Raw genomic sequence first — 25,485 nt, 5'->3', positions numbered from 1 at the left:
GAGCATTAGATATCTAAAACTAGTCTCGGTGTTTTAGAGCGCGAACAGCACACCAATATTTGTTCATTGCTGGCTTTTTCTTCATCAGTAAAATAAACATCTCGATGATCAGGTTCGCCTTCAATTACATCGCACATACAGGTTCCGCATACGCCTTGCTCACAAGACATTTCAATCTCGATGCCTTCTTTAGCCAATGCCTGCAAAATGGTTTCACCTGCTTCAACCATAATGATTTTTCCACTACGCTCAGCCACCACCTCAAATGAATCTCCAGAAGTATCAGTTTCAACTTGGAAATATTCTTTGTGGATTTGCTGTTCAGGAAAATCATGAGTTGTGGCGAGGTTAATCACCCAATCCATAAAACCGACTGGACCACAGGTGTAAATATGGCTTTCCGAGTCAATATCTTTAATAGCAGATTCAAAAAATGCTCGGTGGCTTGCACCTTCCGATTTAAAATGAAAAGTTGTGTGTTTTGCTAACTCACCATTTTTAATTTCATCAACAAAAGCACATTTTTCAGGGCTAGCGCCGCAGTAGTGAAGCTCGAACGATGCACCTTCGTGTGCAAGTTGATAGGCCATCGTGATTAACGGCGTAATCCCGATTCCACCGCCAATCAATACACTGTGTTTGGCTTTTAAAAGTGGAAATAAATTTTTTGGCTCACTGACCTGAATTTGCATGCCATCTTTAATTTCATCAAAAGCCGAGACTGAGCCACCACGTGATTCAGGGTCACGTAAAATTCCGAGACGAAACTTACCTTCGTCATTTGGATTTTGGCAAAGTGAATATTGGCGCACCATGCCATTTGGTAAGTGCACGTCAATATGCGCACCCGCTTCAACTTTTGGCAAGGTTGTAGAAGTTGCAGATTCAAATTCCATGACTGCAATATTTCCACCTTCCACATGGCGATTTTTAACGACAACATCATAAAGTGTAGTCATGATTCAACTCCCTTTTCATGCGTAGCCTATTGGCTTAACGCATGAATAAACCACCGTTAATATCCCATGTTGCACCAGTCACAAACCCCGCATTTGGACTCGCAAGCAACCCACAAGTTTCAGCAATAAAGTGCATACTTCCTAAGGCTTTAACCGGAATATTCTGGATGAACTGTTCCATTTTTTCGTCTGGCACCACGCTATGAACGATTGGAGATTCCATTGGTCCCGGTGCAACTGCATTAACCGTCACCCCTTTTGCCGCAAACTCTTTGGCAAAAATTTTGGTTAACGTCACAATCGCGCCTTTGGTTGCCGCATAGTGTGCACCTGTTGCAGTACCACCGTTTTGTCCTGCTAACGACGCCATATTAATGATGCGTCCATAGCCTTTTTTAGCCATATATTGGCCAATAATTTGGCAAGCCTGAAAGGTGCCGCGTTGGTTGACTTGGGTCACCCAATCAAAATCAGCTGCGGTAATTTCTAATACTGGCGTTGCTTTGGTGACGGTGGCATTGTTAATTAACACATCAAGTTTAGAAAATTTCTCTTCAATCCATTGCACCGCTGCATAAAAATCTGCCTCAACTGAAATATCTAATTTCAAGGGAAACATATTTTGGGCATACTGACTTTGTGCCTTGGCATTTTTGGCTTTTTCAAGTGTACTCGCTGACAAAATCACTTGATGGCCTTGACTCGCAAAATATTCAGCAATGACATTACCGAGTCCAGAAGCAGCACCTGTCACTAAAACAACCTGTTTCATGTTACCGCTCCTAAAGAATGTAGCTAATACCAGCTAAGGTATCGGTTGAGTTAACCAAGTTAATGATTTTACGGTTAATCTTGAAACCAGTATCAGCATCACGAGTTAGATGGTACGTAATATCGGCTGTGTAATGCTTGAGGTTTTCTTTACGGAATTCACGTAAGTTTTGAGCACAGCGTAAAACGATTTCATCATCTTGGTCTTGAATAACACGTACACGAGAAACACTACGTACCGTATTTGCTTTAGGCGCTGTAGAAATTGCTTCACCATTTTCAAGCCGCTGTACACGTAAAGTACGCATATGATTATCGTCATAGGCATAATTTAAGTTGTTTTCGTAGTCAGTGAGGTTTGGGTCAATTGGAATGATATAGACACCTTTTTCATTCCATAAATTGAGCCATTCACGGTATTCACTGTGGTCTAACATATCTGCTTCAGCCCAGATAAAAGCAGTGACTTCATTTAACAATTGCAGATTCATATTCATTGCTCTCTCCTTAAGCCGTCATCATCTTTTTCCACTGCTGATATGCTGCACGCATACCGGTTTCAGCACTGACATCACTTTTTAAGCCATCTTCGGTTTTGACTTCGCCCGGCAAACCGCGGTTCAACATGATCCATAAATCATTACCAGCATTGGCACCGTGTTGTACGCGCTCCCAAGCTTCTGAGTCATCTGGCGTACCAAAACCAAATGGACCTTGGAAATGTTCATGCAAACGTAAGCGATATTGGTTGGCAATTTGTGGGCCACCATCCATCGTAATCACCGAGTGATGAATTTCTGTTTCAGCCACTGAAATTGGCTGTAACACACGGAAGAACGCCATTGAACATGCAATATTCGGGAATAAATTTAAGTTAAAGCCCGAACCACCGACTGCACGAACAATACGGCGTACTTCTAACTCTTCATGCCCTTCGTCACGCAAAGCTTGAGCCAAGTCTTCAAAGCGCTCTTGAATTGGTCGCTCCATAAGCTCTTCGTCTAGATCAACCAGTTCAGGAATCATCACCATAACACTGTGACCGTTACCTAAGTCTTCAACAAAGCCCGGTTGGTTTTCGAAGTTAAAGAGTTCCTCGGTTTTTTCATCGACAGAACTTAAGAATGACTTATGCACTAATGGAAAGTGATATGCATCGGTGGTATTTTCAAGCTGGATTTTCCAGTTACCCGGGAAGCGGAAACGGTGTTCGCCCAACACTTTAATTGGATAACCCGCACCTTGTTTCATAAACAGGTCAATCCATTTTTTCGCAGGCCCAAGGAACTCTTCAAGCGGTTGAATGTCTTCTTTAAATGAAGCGAAGATCATGCCGTTATATTCTTCTACACGTAGACTCACCAGTGGTAATTCTGATTTATCTAAGCAATCACCGTAGCTTTCCGGAGATGGCACACCACGTAAACTACCATCAAGTGCATAACTCCAACCGTGGTACGGGCATACAAAACTATTGGTTTTTCCTTTTTTATGTTCGCATACGGTTGCTGCACGGTGACGGCAACGGTTTAAAAGTACATGGACTTTCTTTTTACGGTCACGTACCACAACCACTGGCTGTTTACCGATGTTAATCGTTTTATAGCTTCCGCCTTCTGGAATTTCGCTGGCATGTGCGACCCACACCCAAGTGCTATAAAAGATTTTCTCCATTTCTTCATCAAAAATACGTTCATCTTTATAAAGAGAAGTATGAGCACGGTCACTTTGAACCAAAGCATCGTAATCAATGCCAATGTTATGCGTTGGGATAATACTGTTCATATCAATAGTCCTTTTAAATATGTCCTGGGTCATTCCTGGGAAGGTACCGGCAATTCAGCTTCACTGTGCCAATGCGATACGGGACGACTGAAAATATTCTGTGTTTGGAAATGTTTAATTTTCCATGTTCCATCTGCTTGCTTATGAAACTTCACCTTGAGCTTTGCCGCATTCAGATGACTACGGCCATCTTGAAAATTTGAAGTTTGCAACATCAGCCAAGAAGCATTTGCATAGCCTTGGTTTACATAAATTTGTTCTGAATTTACAAAGTGTGCATTCATAACAAAGTGAGATTCTTTTTGGGCATAGCTTTTAAACATGTCGTAAATCGACTGCCAAGAATCATAACGGCCAAAAGATTTGGCATATTTCTCACCAACACCTTCCCAAATACAGTCCTGATCAAAAAGATTCATTAGCTCATCAAGGTCTGTATTTGCATTAAGCTCGTCGCAGATTTCCATATAGCGGTTCAGGCAGTTACGAATGGCGTTGTGCGCTTCTAACTGTTCTAGCCGCTCTAAGATTTCTGCCATATTCACTTTGTCAGTCATTGCCATCGCCTTAACGTTGGATAATCAATTCGCGCCCAACACGAGCTTCAACTTTGCAATATTTCCAAAGTTTGTATGGCCCTTCACCCACCACCGTAGTTCTAAACAAGTTACAAGCGGCATGTACTGTTTCAATATCCGGAACATCTGCAAGTAAGTACGTAGTCCAAGGCCAACCTACACTTGGGCCAACCATACTTTGGTCATCATCAAGATTTCCAAAAACATGTACGCCCGGTAAGTCATGAATGCCATTCCACATTTCACCAAACGCGGCCCAAACTGCTTTCGCTTCAGCAGGTTCTGCATCAAAAAAGTTTTGGTTAATACCCATGCAGAACAAAACGCGTAATGATTTTTTAGCTTCCATTTCAATATCCTTTTAAAAATTAAACTTATAAATAACCTGGGGTTGGTTTTAACCCAAAACTGATTGAGCCTGCATTTTGTAAAGTCGCATCGCCCATAAAGGCATGCTGAGTCACCACGTTGGTGTCATTCACAAAACGGCTAAATGGATTGTTGGTATAAATCGCTGTCATGCCCGCAAGCATTTGCATTTTTCGGGTGACTTTGGCGCAAACTCGCGCTGCATGGGTACATGCCAGACGCATATCGCTAATTTGTTCAGCAGTTGCTTCACGACCAGCAATAATTTCATTCCAGACAATATCCATGGTTTGATAAAACCAAGATTTTGCAGCCTGAAATTCTGCATCTGCCTGAGCAAACTCATATTGAGTCACTGGTCGGTTGGCAATTTCTGACCCACCCGTAATAGATGCTTTACCCGGTGCTAATTTTTCAAATTCTTCTAATGCGGCAGCGGCAACTCCAATACCCACCACGGTTAATACTTGCGTCGCTAAAGACAGTGACGGATATTTAAAAAATGGCTCACTTAGTTTTGACGGTTCACCACGTACAAAGGTCCATTTCTTTTCGACCAATACATCTTCGACCACCAAATCATGGCTTCCCGTACCTTTTAGGCCAACGGTGTCCCAAGTCATTTCAATTTTGGCTTTTTTCGCAGGCATCACTGCCATACGTGGTAAGCCCTGCATTTCATTATTTTTAAGCGGTGAAATGCCCACGCCAACAATGTCAGCTCCCATGCAGCCGCTTGAGAATTTCCAACGTCCGCGAACTACGACACCTTCATCGGTAATTTCAGCAGGTTGGGGTGGAAAAATACCTCCGGCAAACACCACATCTGGTCCGTTTTGATACAACTCTTTAAGCGTTTCTTCTGGCAAACTTCCTAAATAGGCAGGGCTCATACCGAAACTTGCCACCCAACCCACTGAACCATCAGCTTTAGATAAAGTTTCGATTAACTCGCAAAACTGCCGTGGAGACCATTCTTCACCGCCAAAACGTTTAGGCACCAAGGCACGATAAACACCAATCTGTTTAAGTTTTTCGATAATGTCTTGGCTCACATACGCCTGATTATCAAATTCACCTGTACAGGCACGCTCACGAATTTCTTGACACAAAGCGTCTAAGTCAACTGCTTTGTCTTGAGAAGCAAACTCCATTTTAGACAACTTATTCATCATCTAACTCCTTGTAATTTATTGCATTGCATCAACACAAAATTTAGCTATAGCGCATAATTGCTCATCTTTTTGATGCTTTGATACGATCTGCAAGCCCACTGGTAAACCTTCACTGGTTTCAAGTGGCACTGAAATGGCTGGATGACCTGATAAATTAAATGGTCGAACTAAACCTGTAAGATTCAAAAAAGCGACTGTATTTTCAGCTTCAGAAACTTTCGGTGGAATTTGTGGAAGTGTCGGTAGAACCAATGCATCATATTTTTCTAATAAAGCATCGAGTTCTTGGGTCAGCTGCGCTCTCACAACTTCTGCTTGTTTTACTTGCTCTAAAGTGGTGTGTGCCGCTTTTAATAAACGACTATTTACATCAGAACCAATTAAACCCGTTTGAGTTAATTCACCAAAAGCTTGCCAATTTTCATAATTAATAATTTGCATGCCTGCATCATAAGCCGCTTCAAAATGTTCAACTTTTTCTAAAACGGTCTCTAAATTCGCTTTTTGAAGTGCCTGATAAATACAGTTCCAAATAATCTCATCTGCTTTTACATCTAAAACAGCAATTTTTGGTGCACTAGTAAATTCAGTAGGTTTAAAAGTTGGATCAATAATTTGCATGGCCTTTTCAATCATCTCGACTGAATTTGCAAAAGGGCCAACGCAATCTAAAGAACTTGACGGCGGATATACACCTTTTCTGCTCACGCGACCAAAAGTCGGTTTTAAACCAAAAACTCCGCAGCACGCAGCAGGCATACGAATAGAGCCGCCCGTGTCTGTGCCTAGAGTAAAGTCAGCTTGTTTAGCAGCAACTGCCGCAGCCGAACCACTTGAAGATCCGCCTGGGATAAGTTCAGGATATTTAGGATTGATGGGTGTACCAAAAGCGTGATTAATGCCTGTAATACCAAAAGCCAATTCGTGCAAATTTGTTTTCGCAATAATTTCACAATCTGCTTTTAGAATGTTTTTAACTACTTCAGCATCATCTTGAGCAGGTTCAACATTTAATAAAGCTCGACTGCCAGCAATGGTTTTTAGGCCTTGAATATCAATTGTGTCCTTGACCATGACCTTGAGCTTGCCACTTCCTTTGTGCACGCTTTGGCTAACAATATTCATTCACTTTTCCATGTATTTTTACTCATTAATTAAAATATCGGAAAATTTAATGGAATTGTCAAGTATTTTTTTATAATTTGTTCTCAAGGAAATATGCAAAATTTTGTTTATAATAGGATTACCCTTTTTTCACTAAGTTATTGCTTAGCTATGCTTGATCATTTAGAACAATTTCTTCCTAATAAAGAACCGTCGAGTATTCAAAATTTCCCTTTTTTTTGGATTTCCCAAGTGAATGGAAAATATTCACAACTGATTGAAAAATCAATAAAAAAGCTAGGTATTGATAATACACGCCGTAAAATTATTTTAAGCACTAATGCCCTTGGGGAAGCCAGTATTACCGACATTGCCAATCTTTCTACTTTAAAGTTAACGACGGCAACAAAAGCTGTATATCGCTTGGTAGAAGATGGAATTGTCGAGGTCTACTCTTCTACTTCTGATGAACGGATCTCGATGGTGAAATTAACGGCCAAAGGTATTGAGTTGGTTGAACAGATTAATCAAATTAGTGTGGTTACCTTGGCAGGCATTCTGAATGCTTTTTCAGAAGACGAGCTACATAATTTAAATACCCAGTTAAAGAAACTATTTGACCTAATGCCATCCAGCTAAATATTTCTCATCATGATAAATTAGCTCTCCTAGAGCAGTTAAAAATTTCCTTTTCTTTAGCTGCTCTTTCGTTAAAACAATAAAAATTAATAAAATCAAACCCTTATATCATAAATTTATCTATATATAATTACTTAACATACTTTTTAGGTATTCTAACATACTCAATAAGTAATGGAATTTTACATATAAAAAGAAAATAATAATTCCATGATCTTAAAAATCCCATTAACTCCTAATTGGGTTTAGACGCACTCTTCCGGTCTGTACGAGACCAAATTACTCATTTCTAGCCTATTTATTATTCTTATCTAAAAGGGGGGGAAATATCGAAAACTTCAGAGGAATAATAAAAGTTAGATATCAATTTCTTTAAGCGTTTTATACATAAGGATTAAGTGTATGAACCAAAGTAATATCGCTGTTGAAAGGACACAGAAGAAAAGCAATGCTTATGCATGGTATGTGGTCATACTTTGTATGTTGGCATATATATTTTCATTTATTGACCGCCAAATTCTGGCGCTGATGATTGAACCCATCAAAGCAGATCTCCAACTTTCAGATACTCAATTTAGCTTATTACATGGCCTCGCCTTCTCACTGTTTTACGCCGTTATGGGTTTACCCTTAGCCTACATTGCCGATCGTTTTTCACGACCAAAACTAATTTCAATCGGGATTATTGTTTGGAGTCTGGCAACAGCAACTTGCGGTTTAAGTAAAAACTTTATTCAACTGTTCTTAAGCCGTATGGCGGTAGGTGTCGGTGAAGCGGCTTTATCTCCAGCGGCTTATTCAATGTTTAGCGACATGTTTAGTAAAGACAAACTAGGGCGTGCTGTCGGGATCTATTCAATTGGCGCTTTTTTAGGTGGAGGTATTGCCTTCTTAGTTGGCGGTTATGTCATTAACCTGCTTAAAGGTGTGACACTCATTGAGGTTCCATTATTGGGTGCGCTTAAAGCATGGCAAATTGCCTTTTTAGTAGTGGGTTTACCCGGCATCATTATTGGTTTGCTGTTTATTTTGACCGTTAAAGACCCTGCACGTAAAGGCCAACAGCTCAACCCAAATGGACAAGTTGACCAAGTTAAATTCACACAATGTCTTCAGTTTATCAAGAAACATGCAAAAACTTTTGCTTGTCACTATTTAGGTTTTACCTTTTATGCAATGGCACTCTACAGTCTGACTAGTTGGACACCAGCATTTTATATTCGTAAGTTTCAACTCGCGCCGACTGAAACAGGCTATATGCTCGGCACTATATTGCTAGTTGCAAATACTTTAGGCGTGTTTTGTGCAGGATGGCTAAACGACTGGTTTATTAAGAAAGGACGCCAAAATGCACCGATGTTCACTGGTGTGATTGGTATTGTTGGCCTGATTATTCCAATTGCATTTTTTACCCAAACAGATCAACTCTGGCTTTCAGTAACTTTGCTCATTCCTGCAATGTTCTTTGCCTCTTTCCCACTTGTGATTTCGGCAACAGCATTGCAAATGTTAGCCCCAAACCAATTTAGAGCACGCCTTTCTGCCCTCTTCCTTTTGGTGAGTAACTTAATTGGGCTCGGCATTGGTACAACATTGGTGGCCATTATCACAGATAAAGTTTTTGGTAGCCCGTTAATGGTGGGTTCTTCTTTATCTATTGTAGGTGGTCTGTCGTGTGTACTGGCTCTAATACTGCTTTTTAAAGGCTGCAAATTCTTTAGTGAAAGCATGAAGCTTGAAAAATTAAATTAATAGATCTCACAAATTGCAAAAATGTACTCTCTAACCAAACGCTTAGAGAGTACCGAAATATTCAAAATTACGTAGTGCCGAGGACTGGCATACATCTGGGAAATGGATTATGGAATTATTTCACCGTTTTAAACTACACACTTTAGCTGTTGCCACTTTATTACTGATGTGCAGCAACTCATGGGCCGCAAATCCAAATCAGCAAACTGAAGATGAATGGAAATTCACTTTAAAAAATGCCTATATCAACCGTGATTTTGATAATGATGCCTTAAAAGATACTGGTAGTTGGTCTCAGGCAGCGTCTTTATTTTATAAATCGAAAATGCATGACACTCCGTTAGTCATAGCAGACAAGCCTATCACCATTGGGGCTGATGCTTCCGTTCAATACGCCGTGCGTTTAAGTTCTGACAAACACGTCGCAGATACTGTTCTGCCTTTTAATAAAGAAACGCAATCTCAGGCTTCAGACTATTTAAAATACGGCGCGACTTTAAAACTGGGCTATGACAAAACACTTTTAAGTGTCGGTGAACTCTGGCTAGATTTACCTGTAACGGCAGTCGATGCTAGTCGTCAGTTGCTTACTTCGTATTGGGGAACCAACTTAAAATCACAGCTTTCAGATCAACTCTATGCTGAAATTGGCCGAGTGGAAAAAGTATCTCCCCGAAATGAAGAAGACTTTAAAAAGTTTTCTTTCACATCAAATGGGGTTACTAAAGAATCTGATGGTTTAAATTACATAGATCTGCGCTATCAATTCACGCCGTCTTTAAAGGGTGAATATTACTTTGGTAATTTGGAAGACCTCTACAATAAACACTATGTAGGACTTGAACATACGTGGAAACAGCCAACTTTTGCCCTCACCTCTAAGTTTAAATACTTCAATGCAAAAGATGACGGCAATACCTTTGATATTGATGCGCAGAACATTGGATTACTTGAAACGGTTAAAGTAAAAAACCATACCTTTGGTTTAGGTTACCAACAGATTATTGGTGAATCGGCTTACCCATTACCAGATGGTTTTTTACCAGAGACGTATTTCATTAACTGGAACGCTACAGGCTTTTTTAAAGAGGATGAAAAGTCTTACCACGTCATGTATGGCTACGACTTTAAAGATTATGTGCCAGGCCTAAATGCAATGGTAAAATATGTATATGGCCATGACTTTAAAGCAGCCAATGGTGAAAAGAACCATGAAACTGAGTCGAATGTGATTTTAAACTACGCATTTCAGCAACCATTCTTAAAAGGCATCGCTCTGCAATATATTCGTATTGATTACAACGTAAAACACGGCAATGACTTTGGCGAAGACCGTTTATTCGTCAATTACACCAAAAAATTCTAAATAAAAAATACCCCCTAAACTTTAGGGGGTATTTTTTATCCTAATTTATTGACCAACTTTAAAGGCAAAACCTTCATAGCAATACTCATGGGTAACCACGGCCACTGTGGCACATAAGCTTTTACAGGTTGTTTTTCGATAGCTTTTACTAAAGCTTTACATCCTGTTTTGGCGTCAACTTCAAAAGGTAAATGTTTAGCACCTTCATTCATTTCGGTACGGATATAACCCGGGAAAATGGTTGAGACTTTAATTGGGGTATCCAGTAATTCAGCACGAATACCCTCGGCTAAGTGAGCAACTGCAGCTTTACTTGCTGCATAAGTCGATAAATGTTTTGGTAATCCACGCATCGCACTCATGGATGACATCACCACCAAATGACCAGCGTTTTGCTCTCTAAAAATTTCAATCGCTGCCTCACACTGTGCTAAAGCAGAGATAAAGTTTGTTTCGGCCGTGGCTCTGTTAATTTCAAAATTACCTTTACCAATACGGCGACCATTTCCGACTCCGGCATTTACAATAATTCGGTCTAAATAGCCAAATTCTTGTTTAAAGGCACGAAAAACTTCAAAAACCTGATCGTAATTGGTAACGTCCAGACTTTTCGCAATGACTTTAATACCGTACTGATGTTCTAGTTCGGTTTTTAAATCTTCCAATCTGTCTAAACGGCGTGCACAAATCGCCAAGTTATAACCTTTTGCTGCAAATTCATGCGCCATACCTGCGCCTAAACCAGAACTTGCACCTGTAATTAAAATTGTCTTCGCCATGCTTTTATCCTTATTTTAAATCCATGTCAGTAAATCTGGACGCTCAGCTTTTATAAAATGATGTTCATTTAAACTTAAAACCTGAGCTTCGTTTCCAACTAAACGTAAAGTCGTGAGGCTTGTATTGGTAATTGCCCAATTCAAAGCAAAAGTTCGATTAGGGCTCAGTTCAAGCAGCTTGCCAATTGCTACGGAAATCACGCCACCCGAGGTAAAAACGACTGCATAACGAGGCTTGGTTTTTGCTAACTCATCACAAAGTTGCTGTAGTGCCGTTTCGACTCTTTCTTTAAAGTGTGGCCAAGACTCATCATATTCATGATGAAAATCGCCGTCGGTCCATCGTTCAATCGCACCTTCAAAGATTTTGGCAAGATACGCGCGAGGGTTATGCTCTTTTGCGACATCAGCTTTTAACAGTTCAGGCTGTTCAAAACGCGGCTCATAACGGGCAAAAACCTGTTGATGGTTAAACTCATTCCATAAATTATTATGATGAATTACCGCATCTGGAAAACATTCTTTTAGTGCAAGCTGTGCAGTTTGTTCATGGCGCTGCATAGTTCCAGCAACCACATAAGGTTGTTCTTTCAATATTTGCTTAAAATAACGACCTAACAAAGTCGCCTGAGCCTCACCATTTTCAGACAGCTCATCATAGTTACTTTTACCAAACGATGCCTGTCCGTGTCTTACCAGATAAATTGTGGTCATCTTCTTAAAATACCCTGTATTTTCTGTAGAGATTGCTGAGCAAATTCCGATTCTTGCAGTTTTTGCTGGGCGATAAGTTTTAAAGCTCTGATATGTAGTGCATGGATCACTATCCAGAAATCTTTAAAAGCAGGGTTTCGGGTTTGTTTATGGTAATAACGGTAATAGATTTGCTGGGCGATTACTGCTAAACGGAATACACCGAAGACTTCATAAAAAGTCCAGTTTTGAGGCTCCAGACCAGTTTTTTGCAAATAATAGTCAACAACTTCTTTGCGAGAGAACATTCCCTTTAAGTGAGTAGGCTGACGGCGTGTCGATCTAAAAATCATATTATCCGTGGGCTCAACCCAATAGGCCAAAGCGCTACCTAAATCCATTAATGGATCCCCCAAGGTCGCCATTTCCCAATCCAACACCCCAATCACTTCAGTGGGATGTTCTGGATCTAAAATCACATTATCAAAACGCCAATCATTGTGAATAATACAAGTTGTAGAGTCTTGAGGGATATTATCGTTTAGCCATTTTCGAACATATTTAAAAGAAGGAACGTTGATTGTGCGGACTTTTTCATAGCGTTTATCCCAACCTTCAACTTGTCTACGGCAATATCCCGCACCTTTGCCTAGTTCAGCTAAAGGCGTGTTCTCATAAGGAACTTGATGTAGCTCAATCAGCTTATCAATAACATTGACACAAAGCTCATGAACATCTTCTTCATTAAAGCCAAGCTCAGGCGGTAATTTTGCACGAGGAATAATACCTTCAATGCGTTCCATGACATAAAAATCACAGCCAATGACCGATTCGTCCTGACAAAGTGCAACCATTTTAGGAAGCACTGGATAATAAGGCGCAAGATTTTTCTGCACCATATATTCACGGGCCATATCGTGGGCCGACTTCGCTTTAGTTCCTTTTGGAGGACGACGCAAAATTAAATCGGTATTTTCATATTTTAAACGATAAGTCCAATTCGACGCCCCGCCCGTATATTGAGTAACGACTGCTGGGCCAACCAACTCAACACCTTGGCTTTTTAACCAGTTTTCAACTGCCCCAATATCAAGCTCTTCACCTTCACGTACTTCACCGCCTACATCAATTACCGACATATTCACTTCCTTTAAACTTATACTTTCTTATGACGACCATAACCACGTTTGGCCAACTCTAATTTGGCAATCATGCCTTTATGTACTTCATCTGGACCATCAGCTAAACGTAAACTGCGTGCTTGGGCAAAGAAACCTGTTAATGGCGTATCTCTTGAAACACCTGCACCGCCATGTAGCTGAATTGCCATATCGACTACTTTTTCTAAAACACTCGGAGCGACCACTTTAATTGCAGATATTTCTGTTAAAGCGGCCATATTTCCTAAAGTATCCATTTTATAAGCAGCATACAAGGTTAAAAGTCTGGCTTGATCTATGGCGACTCGAGCATCAGCCACGCGTTCGAGGTTTCCACCGAGTTTTAAAATTTCTTTGCCAAACGCCGTTCTAGACATGCCACGATCAATCATGAGTTCTAGCGCTTTTTCAGCAGCCCCAATGCAACGCATGCAATGGTGAATACGCCCTGGTCCTAAACGGCCTTGGGCAATTTCAAAACCTTGCCCCGCTCCGCCAATAAAGTTTTCGAGAGGCATTCGAACATTATTAAAATGAACTTCACCGTGTCCATGCGGTGCATCATAGTCACCAAACACAGGTAACATCCGTTGAATTTCAACACCTGCGGTATCAATCGGTACTAAAACCATAGAGTGTTGATGATGACGGTCTTTGGTTTCATCTGGGGTATGCGCCATAAAAATAATGACTTTGGCATTTGGATCACCTAAACCAGAAGACCACCACTTTTTGCCATTTAGAACAATTTCATTACCTTCGATGAGTGCAGTCGCTTGCATATTTGTTGCATCACTTGAAGCAACCTCGGGTTCAGTCATACAAAAAACAGAGCGAATTTTTCCGTCCAATAAAGGCTGTAACCATTGCTGTTTTTGCTGTTCACTGCCATAGCGCCATAACAATTCCATATTTCCTGTGTCTGGTGCATTACAGTTAAAAACGGTAGGTGCCAATAAACTGCGGCCAGTCAATTCAGCAATATGCGCATACTCTTGAACTGATAACCCAGCACCCAGCTTTTCATCGGGTAGAAACATATTCCAAAGACCGGCTTGTTTAGCTTTAGATTTCAGAGTTTCTAAAAGGTCTGGCCATTGCCATTTTTTCCAATTTCCATCTGGATTTAGCTCATGAACCTCTTCCCAAAATTTTGCTTCGACAGGTTCTATTTCTTCTAAAATAAATTTTCTTGTTCGCTCAGCAAAATCTTGAGTTTTCTTTGAAAGTTCAAACATTCTTTTTTCCTTCACATCATTATCTGGTCTTTACATCAACATAACTTGAAACTTAATATGAATGAAATGATTTTATTAAATAATGCATCATGAATAATATTCATAACCTACATGGTTTAGACCTAAGTTTTTTTCACCGAATCGATATCAATTTATATCCGCTATTTATTGCGATTTATGAGCAAAAAAGTATTTCGAATGCTGCAAGTAGTCTCAATATTACGCAGTCAGCAGCAAGTCATGCTTTGCAGCGTTTACGCCAGCAACTTGAAGATGATGTATTTATACGAGTAGGCAATAAAATGTCTGCCACTCCTTTTGCCGAGCAGATTTACCCAACGGTGAAACAAGCACTTTTAACCATTCAAAATATTAGCCAGCAGAAACATGTGTTCGATCCAACAAGCTTAAAAAACTTAAAAATCGCCGTGCATGATGAAATTGAGCCGATTATTCTTCCAAGACTGGCTCAACATTTTCAAAATCTTAATTTAGATTTGCAGTTTGTAAGTATGAAGCTAGATCGAAAACATATTATGGCGGACTTGGCGACACAACAGCTCGATTTCGTGATTGACCTAGAACAATACTTATCTCCAAAAATTACCTTTGATCATTTGGTAACAGATGAGTTTGTCATTTGCAGCCAACTTAAAGAAGTCGATTTATCTCGTTATATTAATGGTCGGCACATTGGTGTTTCGTCACGCCGTACGGGTGCTTTACTTGAAGATATTTATTTAAACCAACATCAAAAAATTTCAAGAAATGTCTTTATGCGCTGTCAAAACTATTCAACAGCATTACAAGTTTTGGGAGCTCAAGCCGACGCAATACTCACTATGCCCCGAATGATTTTGCAGCATTTGTCTTATAGTGCTGCAATTCGCTTACATTCTCTGCCTTTTGAGATAACCAATATTAAAATGGGTATGTTTTGGCACGAAGATTTAAGGGATAATTTAAGACATCAATTTCTGCGACATGAAATTATTAAACTTTTTCAGTAAAGCAAATTGATCTACTAAGCTTCTATCGTACAAGGACCAGTAATGAGTAAAGATGAACGGATAATCCAGAATCAGGACAACAAAAAAACGATTCGTCATGAAGATTACATTGCTGGCATTGGCAAAGGCATGGCGATTTTAGATAGCTTTAGTAGTAATCAACATCGTTTAAACATTTCTATGGCGGCCGAAAAAACCGGACTCACCCGAGCGGCAGCAAGACGTCATTTATTAACTTTAGAATATTTAGGTTATCTTGAGTCAGATGGCCACTATTATTATTTAACTCCGAAAGTTCTTAAATTTTCAGGAGCTTATTTAGGTGCAGCTCAACTTCCAAAAGTGTCTCAGCCTTTATTAAATCTGTTAACTAACCAAACCTCTCTCATTTATTCGGTGATGGTACTTGATGGTTATGAAGCCATTACCATTGCCCGTAGTGCTGCCCACCAACAAACTGACCGCGTAAATCCATATGGTTTGCATTTGGGTAACCGTTTACCTGCTCATGCAACCTCGGCGGGTAAAATTTTACTGGCACATTTAAGCCAAGAAGAACAATTGGACTGGCTTCAAAAATATCCTCTTCAGCGTCTAACCAAATATACACATGTCGAAAATGATAAATTTTTAGAGTTATTAAAAGAAATCCGAGAACAAGATTGGTGTTATTCGCGTGAAGAACACGAATTAGGCGTTCATGCGCTCGCCGTACCAATTTATGGGCAAGACTTTAAAGTGGTTGCAGCTCTTAATATTGTTTCTCCGACCATGAAAACAACTGAAGAATATTTAGTTCAACACATTCTGCCGCTATTGCAAGAAACCGCGCGCGATTTAAGACAAGTTCTTTAAATCTTGCTTAGGCTATTTTATAGGGTTAATTTTATTGTTTGCTTAGGCTATTTGGATAGAATGAATGATCCCCAATAAATGCTTAGGCTATTTCTAGAAGTAGTTGAAAGGAATTTTCAAATAACGAATGCCGTTTGATTCTGGTTCCGGAAAGTTTCCACCGTTCATATTAATTTGAATTGAAGGCAGAATTAATTTTGGCATTGCCAAAGTAGCATCTCTTTCTTGACGCATTTTGATGAATGATTCTTTAGAAACTTGTCGATTTAAATGAATATTGCTTTGCTTTTGAGTTTTTATATCTGTTTGACAGATATATTCATCACGGCCTTCGGGCTTATAGTCATGGCATAAGAACATACGCATGTCGTCGGGAAGTGTATAAAGTTTTTGTACCGAATCATAAAGCTCAGCAGCACTTCCTTTAGGGAAGTCGCATCTCGCTGAGCCATAATCAGGCATAAATAAAGTATCACCTACAAAAACAGCATCGGCAATCACATAGCTTAAGCAAGCTGGCGTATGCCCTGATGTAGGAATGTTATAGGCTTCTATCTCCCCTATTTTAAAATATTCATAATCTTCAAACAAATAATCAAAGGGCTGATTTTCATTAAATTTCTTAAAATCAAAATTATAGATAGCCGAAAATGTTTCTTGTACTATCGAGATTTTTTGACTAATCGCAATTGTACCGCCCAATTTAGATTTTAAATATTGAGCCGCAGTCATATGGTCGGCATGTACATGGGTTTCTAAAATCCATTGTACTTTAAAGTTTTGCGCGAAGACATAATCGACGATCAGATCAGCATTGGTTGTTTTTGTAGTGGCCGATGCGGCATCGTAATCAAGCACGCTATCAATAATAGCGCATTGAAGAGTCGCTAAATCTGCAACAACATAGCTAAAAGTATTGGTGTTTTCATCAAAAAAATCTTTTACTAGAGGTTGTTGCATAGGTTTAATTTCCTTTATTTAAAATTCGGTAAATAAACATTCCTAATAACATTGCGACAATAAAATAAAGCGCTTCAAAATGTCTTAATCCAATCAAAGTTAAAGCGGGCGCTGGACATATACCTGCTATTCCCCAGCCTATACCGAAAATAAAAGCACCCACAATTAACCTTTGGTCAATCTGTGTATTCGTTGGTAATTGAATTTTCTCATTAAAAAGCGTTTTAGGAGTTTTTATAGCCTTTTGAAATGGAATAAATGCCACAGCAATAGCACCTAACATTACAAACATTAAGCTAATATCCCACTGCCCAAAAATATCTAAAAAACCTAATACCTTTTCTGGATTAGACATGCCAGAGATCATTAAACCTAATGAAAATAAGCTACCAAATAAAAAAGCAAAAATGTTTTTCATAGGATTACCCCATCACATGACGAATGATATAAACCGTTAACATGCCAGCAAACATAAAAACTGCTGTCGCTATCATCGAGCGTTTTGATAACCTGCTCATACCACAAATACCATGACCGCTTGTACAACCCGACCCTAACCGTGTTCCAAAGCCTACAAGTACACCTGCTAGAATAAGTGCAAATGTATTAGCTTTAATTTCAATTTCAGGCTGATAAAAATAACCATATATGAAAGGTGTAATCACGAGTCCCGCAATAAACCAGAATGCCGAACTCTTAAAGGTGTCTTTAGTAGGATTGATGACTTGAGCAAGCAAACCACTGATTCCGGCTATACGGCCATTTATATATAAATACCCAACTGTTGCGATGCCTAGTAATAAACCACCAAAAAAGGCATAGACAATATTTGACATATAACCACTCTTAACAATATATGTTTTTATAATCTGTATTATACGCTGATTCTTTTAGAAATACTTAATATAAAACTTTTGAGTTTATAATTCTTCTTAACAAGAAAAAGCCCCAAGATTTTGGGGCTTTTATCATTAAATTAGATCTTTAATGCCTAATTGTTCAGGTAACTTTTCCATAACCTTATTCAATCTATTATTTGCTGGAGAGATACAACCTGTGTAATGGCTTAATTTAGTTTCTGTGCCATTAGGTTGAATCCAAGTAATGTAATAGCTAGACATGTCGGTCGCTGTTTGCTGGCAACCCGCAGTTTTTGATTGTGTACCTGTTTCAGGGCGATAAGTTTTTAGATCATCTGCAAGTTTTTTATAATCTTTAACGCTACCTTGAATTTCTTTAACACCTATAGCTTTAGTGTATTGTTTACCTTCAAAGCGAATTAAACCTGTAGGTGTTACTTCTACAGAATAAATCGGACATGCGCCAAAACATGGGCTAGAAGCATAGCGGATTGTCTCTTGTGTATTCGGTGCTTGCTGAACAGAAGCACAACCCATCAAAGCTAAACCAGATAAAGTTGCAAGAACCAAAAATCTCATTACATCACCTATTATTATCAAGTGGCTTTAATTTATCAAATCATACACTTCTTGTCATTAAAGACTATTTTTTGTGATTTTATTCATTATTTAACTTTTAATTTTGCTTAGGCTATTGAGCAAGATAAAAACATTTTCTTTCACCCATAAAAAAAGGCCCATCTTTCGATGAGCCTTAAGCCATAAAAGCTTAAATTCCTGAAATACAAATTATTACTGGATAGTAATAATCTGCGTCGACCATTCTAGCGCAACCCAATAAATTATATAAATATAATATAAGTATATATTTAAGCTCGTTTTTCCAACAAAAAACACCTTATTTTTAAGGTTTAAAACTTAATAATGTTTATTTTTAATTAAAATTCACAATGTTAAGTTAAACAAAACTTAATAAAAGTTAAGGTTTTATTTATAGGTAAAACATCCTAAGGAACTGGTCAATAGTTAAGCTATATCTAGCGTTCAGGCTGAATTGACCATAAGACTATTTCAAGTTTAGCAACAACATCAAGCACTTTTTTACTATTTGGTAAAGCTATCTAGTTAAAAATATAGAATTTACTTTTACTCTTTTATATAAAAAATATATTAAAGGATAAGGCAAAAGAAAAATACTCTCTTTTGCCTTTCTTAATTATTGTTCTAAGCTATAAGCAATCACATAATCACCATGATCAGGTGATTGACGTGCTCCACCTGCGGTAACAACCACATACTGTTTACCTGTTTTAGGTGAAACATAGCTTATTGGTGTTCCTTGGCTACCTACTGGCATGCGTGATTTCCATAGTTCCTTACCTGTAGATGAATCAAATGCACGTAAGTAGTAATCTTGTGTTGCAGCAAAGAAAACCAAGCCACCTTGAGTTGCCATCGGCCCGCCAATTGTTGGCATACCAATCGGTGCCTTTAAGCCCATCTTAATACCCATCGGCCCAGTATCTTCCACTGTACCTAATGGTACTTGCCATGCAACTTGACGAGTTTTCATGTCAATTGCAGTCATGGTGCCAAATGGTGGTTTTTGACAAGGAATACTTAGAGCCGACATAAAGCGGTTTTTATTCACTTTATATGGTGTACCTTTCATTGGTACAGCTCCCATACCTGTGTTTACTTTCTCTCCACCATTCGCCTGAATCTTAATATCTTCAGGAGTTTGCTCCATCAATTGAATCCATAAGCCAAGGCGCATATCGTTCACGAACATATAACGATGAGTCGGGTCAAAAGCGATGCTACCCCAGTTCATACCACCCAACGAACCTGGAAAGCTTAATGAAACATCAGTACCTGGTGCAGTAAATAGGCCTTCGTAACGCATTGACTTGAAGTTAATACGACACATCAATTGATCGAACGGCGTTGCACCCCACATATCTGACTCAGTTAAAGTCTGATTACCAATTTGAGGCATTTCAACTGAACGAGGTTGAGTTAAGCTGTATTGTTCACCCGGAATATTGGCAGGTTTAACTGGTTGTTCAATCACTTTAGTCAGTGGTTTACCCGTTACTCGGTCAAGAACAAAGAATTGGCCTGATTTGGTTCCAATGACAACAGCTGGTTTAGTCGTACCATCTTTTAATGGGAAGTCGACTAGACTCGGTTGCATTGGTAAGTCAAAGTCCCATAAATCGTTATGAACAGTTTGATATACCCACTTCTCTTTACCTGTTGTCGCATCAAGTGCTAACACAGAAGTATTGTATTTGTGATCTAATGAATTACGGTTACCACCCCAAATGTCGACAGATGAACTGCCCATAGGTAAGAACACCGTATTCATTTGTGGATCATATGACATTGCAGCCCATGAGTTTGCCGAACTACGTTTATAGGTTTCACCCGGTTTAAGAACATAGTTAGGATTTGGATTGCGCGGGTCAAATGCCCAGCGAAGTTTACCCGTAATCACGTCATAACCACGAATAACACCACCTGGCATATCTGCAGCCACGTTGTCGGCAATACGGCTACCCACCACAAGGGTTGTACCCGCAATAGTCGGTGCAGAAGTCACTTCAAAACGTGGCGCTTTTGTTCCAGCTCCAAGACCTTCTAGCAAATCAACCGTTCCATTTACACCAAAATCAGCACAGCGCTGACCGTTATCTGCATTCACTGCAATTAAACGACCATCAGGTGTATTGGTATATACACGGCGTGGACATGCCGTATTGGTTGCAACCGCAGTTACTGCATTTGCACCAGCTAAAGTTGGTTGTACAAGCGGTTTTGTTGAATCAAAGTATGCAACACCGCGGCAACGTTCCCAAGCATCGGCTGTAGAGTTCACCTCAGCTTTCCAGAGTTGTTTGCCCGAGTCGGCATCTATCGCAAAAATGTTGTTATGTGGTGTACATAAAAACACTTTATTTCCAACTTGTAGCGGAGTCATTTGGTCTTCGGCACCATTACCGCTACCCGTTGTAAAGTCGCCCGTTCTAAAGCGCCAAGCTTCTTTTAATTTATGAACGTTATCTCGGTTAATTTGATCGAGAGCAACAAAGCGGCTACCACCTGCATCATTACCATAATTTTCCCAATTTACCTGTTTTTTTGCAGGATCAACTGGTACTAGAGGTAGTTTTTCACCTGAACTTGCTACTGTTGGATGTGGTTGGAACATTTGATAGAGCGCAATCAACATTCCCACAACAACTAATCCACCTACCGCATAGGATGAAGATGCCAAACTCGTTTGAAATTGGTAACGTCGGATTGAAGGCAAAGTAAATAGCAAGGCAGCAAAAAGACCAGCAGGAAACATTAAGCGCGAAAATAACGGCCAAAATTCCCATCCAGCATCAACAAATGACCAAATTACGGTACCAACAAAAACAGCCGCAAAAATCCAGACACCCAGCGCTTTTTTTCGGAAAATACTAATTGCAGAAATGGTAATAAATAATCCTGCTATAAGGAAATACCAAGAACCACCAAGAGATACTAGCTTTCCACCACCTACGATGTAAAAAACACCAGTAGCCAATAAAACTAGACCTAATATAAAACACCATATTTTGAATAAGATATGAAACTTAGAATCTGACTCAGACATAGATCCTACTCCACATATACTGAACCCGAATAGTTCAAGCATTTGGGCCAGTTAAACTATGTCTAACCAGCCATCAATATTGTTAAAAATTGACTTTCACACTAAGACCAGCCACCCAAGCATCATCAACTTCTTTTACACCAGCAGGTTGATGAATATATTGAATGTTTGGACGTAACATGACGGCCGGAGACCATTGATAGGTATAGTTCAACTCGACATTTAACTCGTCGTCTTGAATTGGAATATAGTCAGATGCAATCGGATCATAGCTGTAATATCCACGACTTTCATTTGTTGCGATCTGTTTATCTTTAGCACGGTCATTAACTACATAATTAGCTATACCAAAACCAATCGAATCATTTGGACGGCTATCAAATGGTCCCTTATACCAAAGAGCAAGCTGTTGCGTACTTTGAACAAAAGTTGTTGCCTTATCATTTACAACGCCATTAAAACTTACATATAAACCGCGTTTCGGATCTTGGCCGTTATTCGTCAGTTGTTGTTGTGCATTAATCCAGAAACTTTGTTTTCCGTCATGAACTTTACCCGCGGTTTTAATATCATTCGCTTCTGCGGTTGAATACAGCGCACCTACTTTATATTCACCCGGTAAACCATTAAAAGCAGCAAGTTTTGGTTTCCATGCGAGCTCAACTGGTATGGTTGCACCCTTCACGTTGTTCATATCCAGATTAAAACCATCACTATTTGATTCGGTTTTAATGTTGTCTGGATTTACTTCATAAACACCGACACCCAAAGTCCACTCAGGCGCAAATTGATATTTAACGTTTGCAGCCCAAACACCAACTGGTGAGTTGTACCAAATTGAACCAATTGATTTTCCTAGCTGCCCACCGCAAAGCAATAAGTTCTGAAACTCACATTGAGAACTATTGAAGTCTTCTGACATTCCCATACGGCCAAATTTGACCTGTACAGTATTATCGATAAAGCCCTTCTTCACCCATGCTTGAGATAAACGCCAGATTTTACCGCGACCATAAATCTCTTGAGCATTACCCAATTGGCTAGAACGTGGATCTTTAATACGCTCCAAAGTAAGCGCATTTCCATCACGTTTGGTCACGACTAGGCTCGCTGTTGTATCTTTCCATCCAGCAATTTTTTCTAAATCTAGGTTTGCACCTAAAGAAAGTTGTGCAGCATTTTCAAAAGTATTGCTGTCGTTGTAACCACCATCTAAATTTGTAGCACTTTGGCTCATAATAGAAGCTGTAAATTTATAGCCCTGCTGCTCTAATTGCTGGCGTTTTCCATTCCAGTCACCTAGCAACCATTGACGGTCTTGTGACCAAGGCTCATTCGCGAGCGCAAATTGGCTACCTAATACAGCGAGCGTTAAAACACTCAATTTCATTAAATTTGGCATTTCAAGTCCCTTTTATCATTTCTATATTTCTATGCTGCGCCTCAGTTTGAGGCGCTTTCCTTATTGTTATTATTTAGTTTGCAAGGCCGAACTCAGTTCAGACGTCGCTCCAAAGCGATCAGTTACATTCGCTGTAATTGAGGCAACTTTTACAGACAGCTTCCAATTCGCTTTTGCTTTACCTTGTGCATCTGTAGCAACAGTTATTGCTCCTAAATATTGCTCAGCTTCTTTTGATGCTGCATTTTGGTTGCCAAAAAACTCAACTTGATAGCGTTGATTTGGTAAACCATTGACTTCTACCGCAACTAAACCTTTATTTGCAGTTAATTTAGGAGCTTTAATACCCTGATTAGGTTGAGCATTACAGCCTTGTTCATTTGGCTGAGTACATGTTTTTTGTTGTTTAGATGGGTCAACAACCACACCACCACCACGAGAACCTACAAATCCGGCATGTTCAAGTGCAGGCACAGCAAATACAATTGCACCCAAACGCTGATCTGGTACACATGAACCACCCGCTTCACAGCGTTTAATATCTTTACCATTGTCCCAAATCAGGTTTTTAGTCAATGTAATTTTTGCATTTGCATCTTTTTCAGAGCGGATGGCTACACCAATACGGTTACCGTGTACTTTATTGCTATCAAGAATGTTGCCATCACCCGTCATATTGAAACCAATCGAGTTATTGGTCATTTCGTTATAGGCGATATAGTTACGCTTACCCCAGTTAATCTGTAAGCCATCCGAGTAGTTTTCGAATTTATTACCAACTACCGCATTATCATTACCCCACAAAATTTCAATACCTTGTGATGGTTCTGGGTTTGCTTTGGTTGAAACAAAATGGTTATTCGCAATTAAGTTAAACGCAGCACCACGTGTCAGCTCTAGACCATCACCATTGTCTTGGAAAATATTGTCTAAAACTTTGTTGTTATTGGTGGTGGTTGCGGTTGGGTTACCTTGACCATCATCACCAGTGAGCATGACACCAGCACCGCCGTAGTTATTACTAATACGGTTGTGTTGGATGAGGTTATTGCTTGAACGGTTAATCAATACCCCAATACAGAAGCGATGGATGTCTAAACCTTTTAAAGTGACATTGTTGACGTCACGCAATACCAATCCCGGTAAAGTCATCGTACGTACATTAGTGCCGTACTGCTCAGGGTTTGCCCCAGGACAAGCTTTTGCACCTTCGCCTTTAATATAATTTGAACCATCAATTGCGATGTATTCGCCAGTTTTATCCCACTGTGTACCAATGATTTTGACAGGTGCTTTAATTTCAGGAAGTGCACTATTTAATTTAATCGCATAAGGTGCTTTGCCTACTGCTTGAATCAAAATGTCGCTAGCTTCGCTTGGGTTTGCATTGGCTTGTTCAATGGCCCAGCGTAAAGAGCCTTTATTGCTATCGTCTTGATAACGGTCAACCACATAAGTTTGTGCCGCAGTTATTCCTGAAACCATCAAACCTAATGCAAGAGTAGTTAAACGTAATGTAGTCATTTCATCATATCCTTATGATTTATGGGTTTGTCGGTTGAACGGTTTGTAAAATCTGTTTGAGCTTAGTCACATCAATTTGACCCGGTGCAGAAGCCTGACCAATCATGCCAAAGCTATAACTTCCGCCCATGTTGGCAGTCGCAACACGAGAAATCGTACCTAATTGCCCCATTGACATCGTCAATAAAGGTTTAGTGGTTTGCTGACTTACTTTTAAAGTTGCGTTCATTAAAGTGAAAACATCTTGTTTAGATTTTGGCATTACGGCAATTTTGAGAATATCTGCCCCCATTTGATCTTGTTTTAACAAGCGTTTTTCAATTTCATCTTGGCTTGGTGTTTTTTGGAAGTCATGATTAGACATAACAATCAGCACTTTCTTTTGATGTGCTTTTTGAACAATTTCTGAAACTACTTTTTGATCACGGAACATTTCAACATCTAACCAGTCCATGAACGGATTCTTTAAGTAAGCCTGATAAGTCTTACCATAATCCACATCACTAATTTCAAGCTGGCCACCTTCGTTTTTGGTACGAATTGTGGCGATCATTGGCTTATTGCCTAAAATCTTTTTTAACTCATGCCCCAAAGCAATCACTTGTTTTGTATCACTCGCAAAACTGAGTAAATCGATACGAAACTCTGCCAAATCAGCATCTGCTGTATTTGCAATGACTTGAGCTTGTGCCAATGCTTGTTCTTTAGTTTTTGCGGTAATCGGAACAATCGTTTTAACGGCTGTAGCAGCGGGTTGTGTTTGAGCGGCTAAAATAACAGGTTCAGCATTCACCTGTGCAGTAAAAAATGGGAGTGCAAGCAAACTGAGGCTTAATAATGTTTTCATGTTCATATCGTTC

The 25,485-nt window shown here is 39.5% G+C and carries 25 protein-coding genes; 5 read left to right on the top strand and 20 right to left on the bottom strand.

Going from position 1 to position 25,485, the window contains the following annotated elements; all coding sequences use genetic code 11:
- Positions 1-5 precede the first annotated feature (5 nt).
- Genes AC52J8_RS08305 through AC52J8_RS08270 form a run of 8 tightly spaced genes read right to left on the bottom strand, consistent with a single transcriptional unit; the run spans position 6 to position 6,762 of the window.
- A complete protein-coding gene (locus AC52J8_RS08305; protein ID WP_069140567.1) occupies positions 6-959 on the bottom strand; it encodes a PDR/VanB family oxidoreductase in 954 nt (317 codons plus the stop codon).
- Positions 960-993: 34 nt separating this feature from the next.
- A complete protein-coding gene (locus AC52J8_RS08300) occupies positions 994-1,731 on the bottom strand; it encodes an SDR family NAD(P)-dependent oxidoreductase (RefSeq protein ID WP_017481026.1) in 738 nt (245 codons plus the stop codon).
- 10 nt (positions 1,732-1,741) lie between these two features.
- A complete protein-coding gene (locus AC52J8_RS08295; RefSeq protein ID WP_017481025.1) occupies positions 1,742-2,227 on the bottom strand; it encodes an aromatic-ring-hydroxylating dioxygenase subunit beta in 486 nt (161 codons plus the stop codon).
- A gap of 10 nt (positions 2,228-2,237) precedes the next feature.
- The gene (locus AC52J8_RS08290) at positions 2,238-3,515 is read right to left on the bottom strand and encodes an aromatic ring-hydroxylating oxygenase subunit alpha (protein WP_005069110.1); all 1,278 of its coding nucleotides are present in this window, start codon (positions 3,513-3,515) and stop codon (positions 2,238-2,240) included.
- Positions 3,516-3,544: 29 nt separating this feature from the next.
- Positions 3,545-4,078, bottom strand: coding sequence for a nuclear transport factor 2 family protein (locus AC52J8_RS08285; protein ID WP_208753280.1), 534 nt, complete (start codon positions 4,076-4,078; stop codon positions 3,545-3,547).
- A 4-nt stretch (positions 4,079-4,082) separates the two neighbouring features.
- Complete coding sequence (locus tag AC52J8_RS08280) at positions 4,083-4,442, bottom strand: IacB protein (RefSeq protein WP_086399393.1); 360 nt, start codon at positions 4,440-4,442, stop codon at positions 4,083-4,085.
- Positions 4,443-4,467: 25 nt separating this feature from the next.
- On the bottom strand, positions 4,468-5,616 hold the full coding sequence (locus AC52J8_RS08275) for an acyl-CoA dehydrogenase family protein (RefSeq protein WP_080593013.1): 1,149 nt from the start codon (positions 5,614-5,616) through the stop codon (positions 4,468-4,470).
- A gap of 36 nt (positions 5,617-5,652) precedes the next feature.
- The gene (locus AC52J8_RS08270) at positions 5,653-6,762 is read right to left on the bottom strand and encodes an amidase (protein WP_086399394.1); all 1,110 of its coding nucleotides are present in this window, start codon (positions 6,760-6,762) and stop codon (positions 5,653-5,655) included.
- Positions 6,763-6,912: 150 nt separating this feature from the next.
- On the opposite strand from AC52J8_RS08270, the gene AC52J8_RS08265 reads away from it, so the two are divergent.
- The 3 genes from AC52J8_RS08265 (at position 6,913) to AC52J8_RS08255 (ending at position 10,498) form a co-directional block, all read left to right on the top strand.
- Positions 6,913-7,380, top strand: a complete 468-nt coding sequence (locus AC52J8_RS08265; protein WP_086399395.1) for a MarR family winged helix-turn-helix transcriptional regulator — start codon at positions 6,913-6,915, stop codon at positions 7,378-7,380.
- Positions 7,381-7,782: 402 nt separating this feature from the next.
- Positions 7,783-9,132: a spinster family MFS transporter gene (locus AC52J8_RS08260; RefSeq protein WP_086399396.1), complete on the top strand. Its 1,350-nt coding sequence runs from the start codon at positions 7,783-7,785 to the stop codon at positions 9,130-9,132.
- Positions 9,133-9,241: 109 nt separating this feature from the next.
- Positions 9,242-10,498, top strand: a complete 1,257-nt coding sequence (locus AC52J8_RS08255; protein ID WP_086399397.1) for an OprD family outer membrane porin — start codon at positions 9,242-9,244, stop codon at positions 10,496-10,498.
- Positions 10,499-10,533: 35 nt separating this feature from the next.
- Here the strand turns inward: AC52J8_RS08255 and AC52J8_RS08250 are convergent, their stop codons facing one another.
- From AC52J8_RS08250 to AC52J8_RS08235, 4 genes are read right to left on the bottom strand one after another with little or no spacing between them, the layout of a single operon-like run.
- Positions 10,534-11,277, bottom strand: coding sequence for an SDR family oxidoreductase (locus AC52J8_RS08250; protein WP_044100136.1), 744 nt, complete (start codon positions 11,275-11,277; stop codon positions 10,534-10,536).
- A 15-nt stretch (positions 11,278-11,292) separates the two neighbouring features.
- Entirely contained in the window at positions 11,293-11,991 is a 699-nt protein-coding gene (locus tag AC52J8_RS08245) for a histidine phosphatase family protein (RefSeq protein ID WP_086399398.1), read from the bottom strand.
- Entirely contained in the window at positions 11,988-13,109 is a 1,122-nt protein-coding gene (locus tag AC52J8_RS08240; protein ID WP_086399399.1) for a phosphotransferase family protein, read from the bottom strand. Before AC52J8_RS08240 ends, AC52J8_RS08245 begins: the two co-directional genes overlap by 4 nt.
- Positions 13,110-13,126: 17 nt before the next feature.
- Positions 13,127-14,368, bottom strand: a complete 1,242-nt coding sequence (locus AC52J8_RS08235) for an acyl-CoA dehydrogenase family protein (protein ID WP_086399400.1) — start codon at positions 14,366-14,368, stop codon at positions 13,127-13,129.
- Positions 14,369-14,457: 89 nt separating this feature from the next.
- Between AC52J8_RS08235 and AC52J8_RS08230 the strand changes: the two genes are divergently transcribed.
- Positions 14,458-15,378: a LysR family transcriptional regulator gene (locus AC52J8_RS08230; RefSeq protein WP_086399401.1), complete on the top strand. Its 921-nt coding sequence runs from the start codon at positions 14,458-14,460 to the stop codon at positions 15,376-15,378.
- A 42-nt stretch (positions 15,379-15,420) separates the two neighbouring features.
- On the top strand, positions 15,421-16,233 hold the full coding sequence (pcaU, locus tag AC52J8_RS08225; protein ID WP_086265678.1) for an IclR family transcriptional regulator PcaU: 813 nt from the start codon (positions 15,421-15,423) through the stop codon (positions 16,231-16,233).
- Between the two features lie 93 nt (positions 16,234-16,326).
- On the opposite strand, the gene AC52J8_RS08220 is transcribed toward pcaU, so the two are convergent.
- The 8 genes from AC52J8_RS08220 to aroD form a co-directional block, all read right to left on the bottom strand.
- Positions 16,327-17,193: an MBL fold metallo-hydrolase gene (locus AC52J8_RS08220; RefSeq protein WP_086611541.1), complete on the bottom strand. Its 867-nt coding sequence runs from the start codon at positions 17,191-17,193 to the stop codon at positions 16,327-16,329.
- Positions 17,194-17,197: 4 nt separating this feature from the next.
- Entirely contained in the window at positions 17,198-17,611 is a 414-nt protein-coding gene (locus AC52J8_RS08215) for a DUF6691 family protein (RefSeq protein WP_060466636.1), read from the bottom strand.
- Between the two features lie 4 nt (positions 17,612-17,615).
- The gene (locus AC52J8_RS08210) at positions 17,616-18,029 is read right to left on the bottom strand and encodes a YeeE/YedE family protein (protein ID WP_005069081.1); all 414 of its coding nucleotides are present in this window, start codon (positions 18,027-18,029) and stop codon (positions 17,616-17,618) included.
- Positions 18,030-18,164: 135 nt separating this feature from the next.
- Positions 18,165-18,623 (bottom strand): DUF6438 domain-containing protein, encoded by a 459-nt coding sequence (locus tag AC52J8_RS08205; RefSeq protein ID WP_014206923.1) that lies wholly within the window; start codon positions 18,621-18,623, stop codon positions 18,165-18,167.
- 646 nt (positions 18,624-19,269) lie between these two features.
- A complete protein-coding gene (locus AC52J8_RS08200) occupies positions 19,270-21,699 on the bottom strand; it encodes a glucose/quinate/shikimate family membrane-bound PQQ-dependent dehydrogenase (protein ID WP_086399448.1) in 2,430 nt (809 codons plus the stop codon).
- Positions 21,700-21,781: 82 nt separating this feature from the next.
- Positions 21,782-23,101 carry a carbohydrate porin gene (locus AC52J8_RS08195; protein ID WP_086399449.1) on the bottom strand — a complete coding sequence of 440 codons (1,320 nt, stop codon included), beginning with the start codon at positions 23,099-23,101 and terminating at the stop codon, positions 21,782-21,784.
- Positions 23,102-23,170: 69 nt separating this feature from the next.
- Positions 23,171-24,625 carry a right-handed parallel beta-helix repeat-containing protein gene (locus tag AC52J8_RS08190; RefSeq protein ID WP_086399450.1) on the bottom strand — a complete coding sequence of 485 codons (1,455 nt, stop codon included), beginning with the start codon at positions 24,623-24,625 and terminating at the stop codon, positions 23,171-23,173.
- Between the two features lie 19 nt (positions 24,626-24,644).
- Positions 24,645-25,472 (bottom strand): type I 3-dehydroquinate dehydratase, encoded by an 828-nt coding sequence (aroD, locus tag AC52J8_RS08185; protein WP_086399558.1) that lies wholly within the window; start codon positions 25,470-25,472, stop codon positions 24,645-24,647.
- Positions 25,473-25,485 lie beyond the last annotated feature (13 nt).

The sequence above is a fragment of the Acinetobacter sp. S-1 genome (assembly GCF_059579785.1).
Note: the sequence above shows the minus strand (reverse complement) of the source record. Positions and strands in the feature narration are given on the sequence as shown.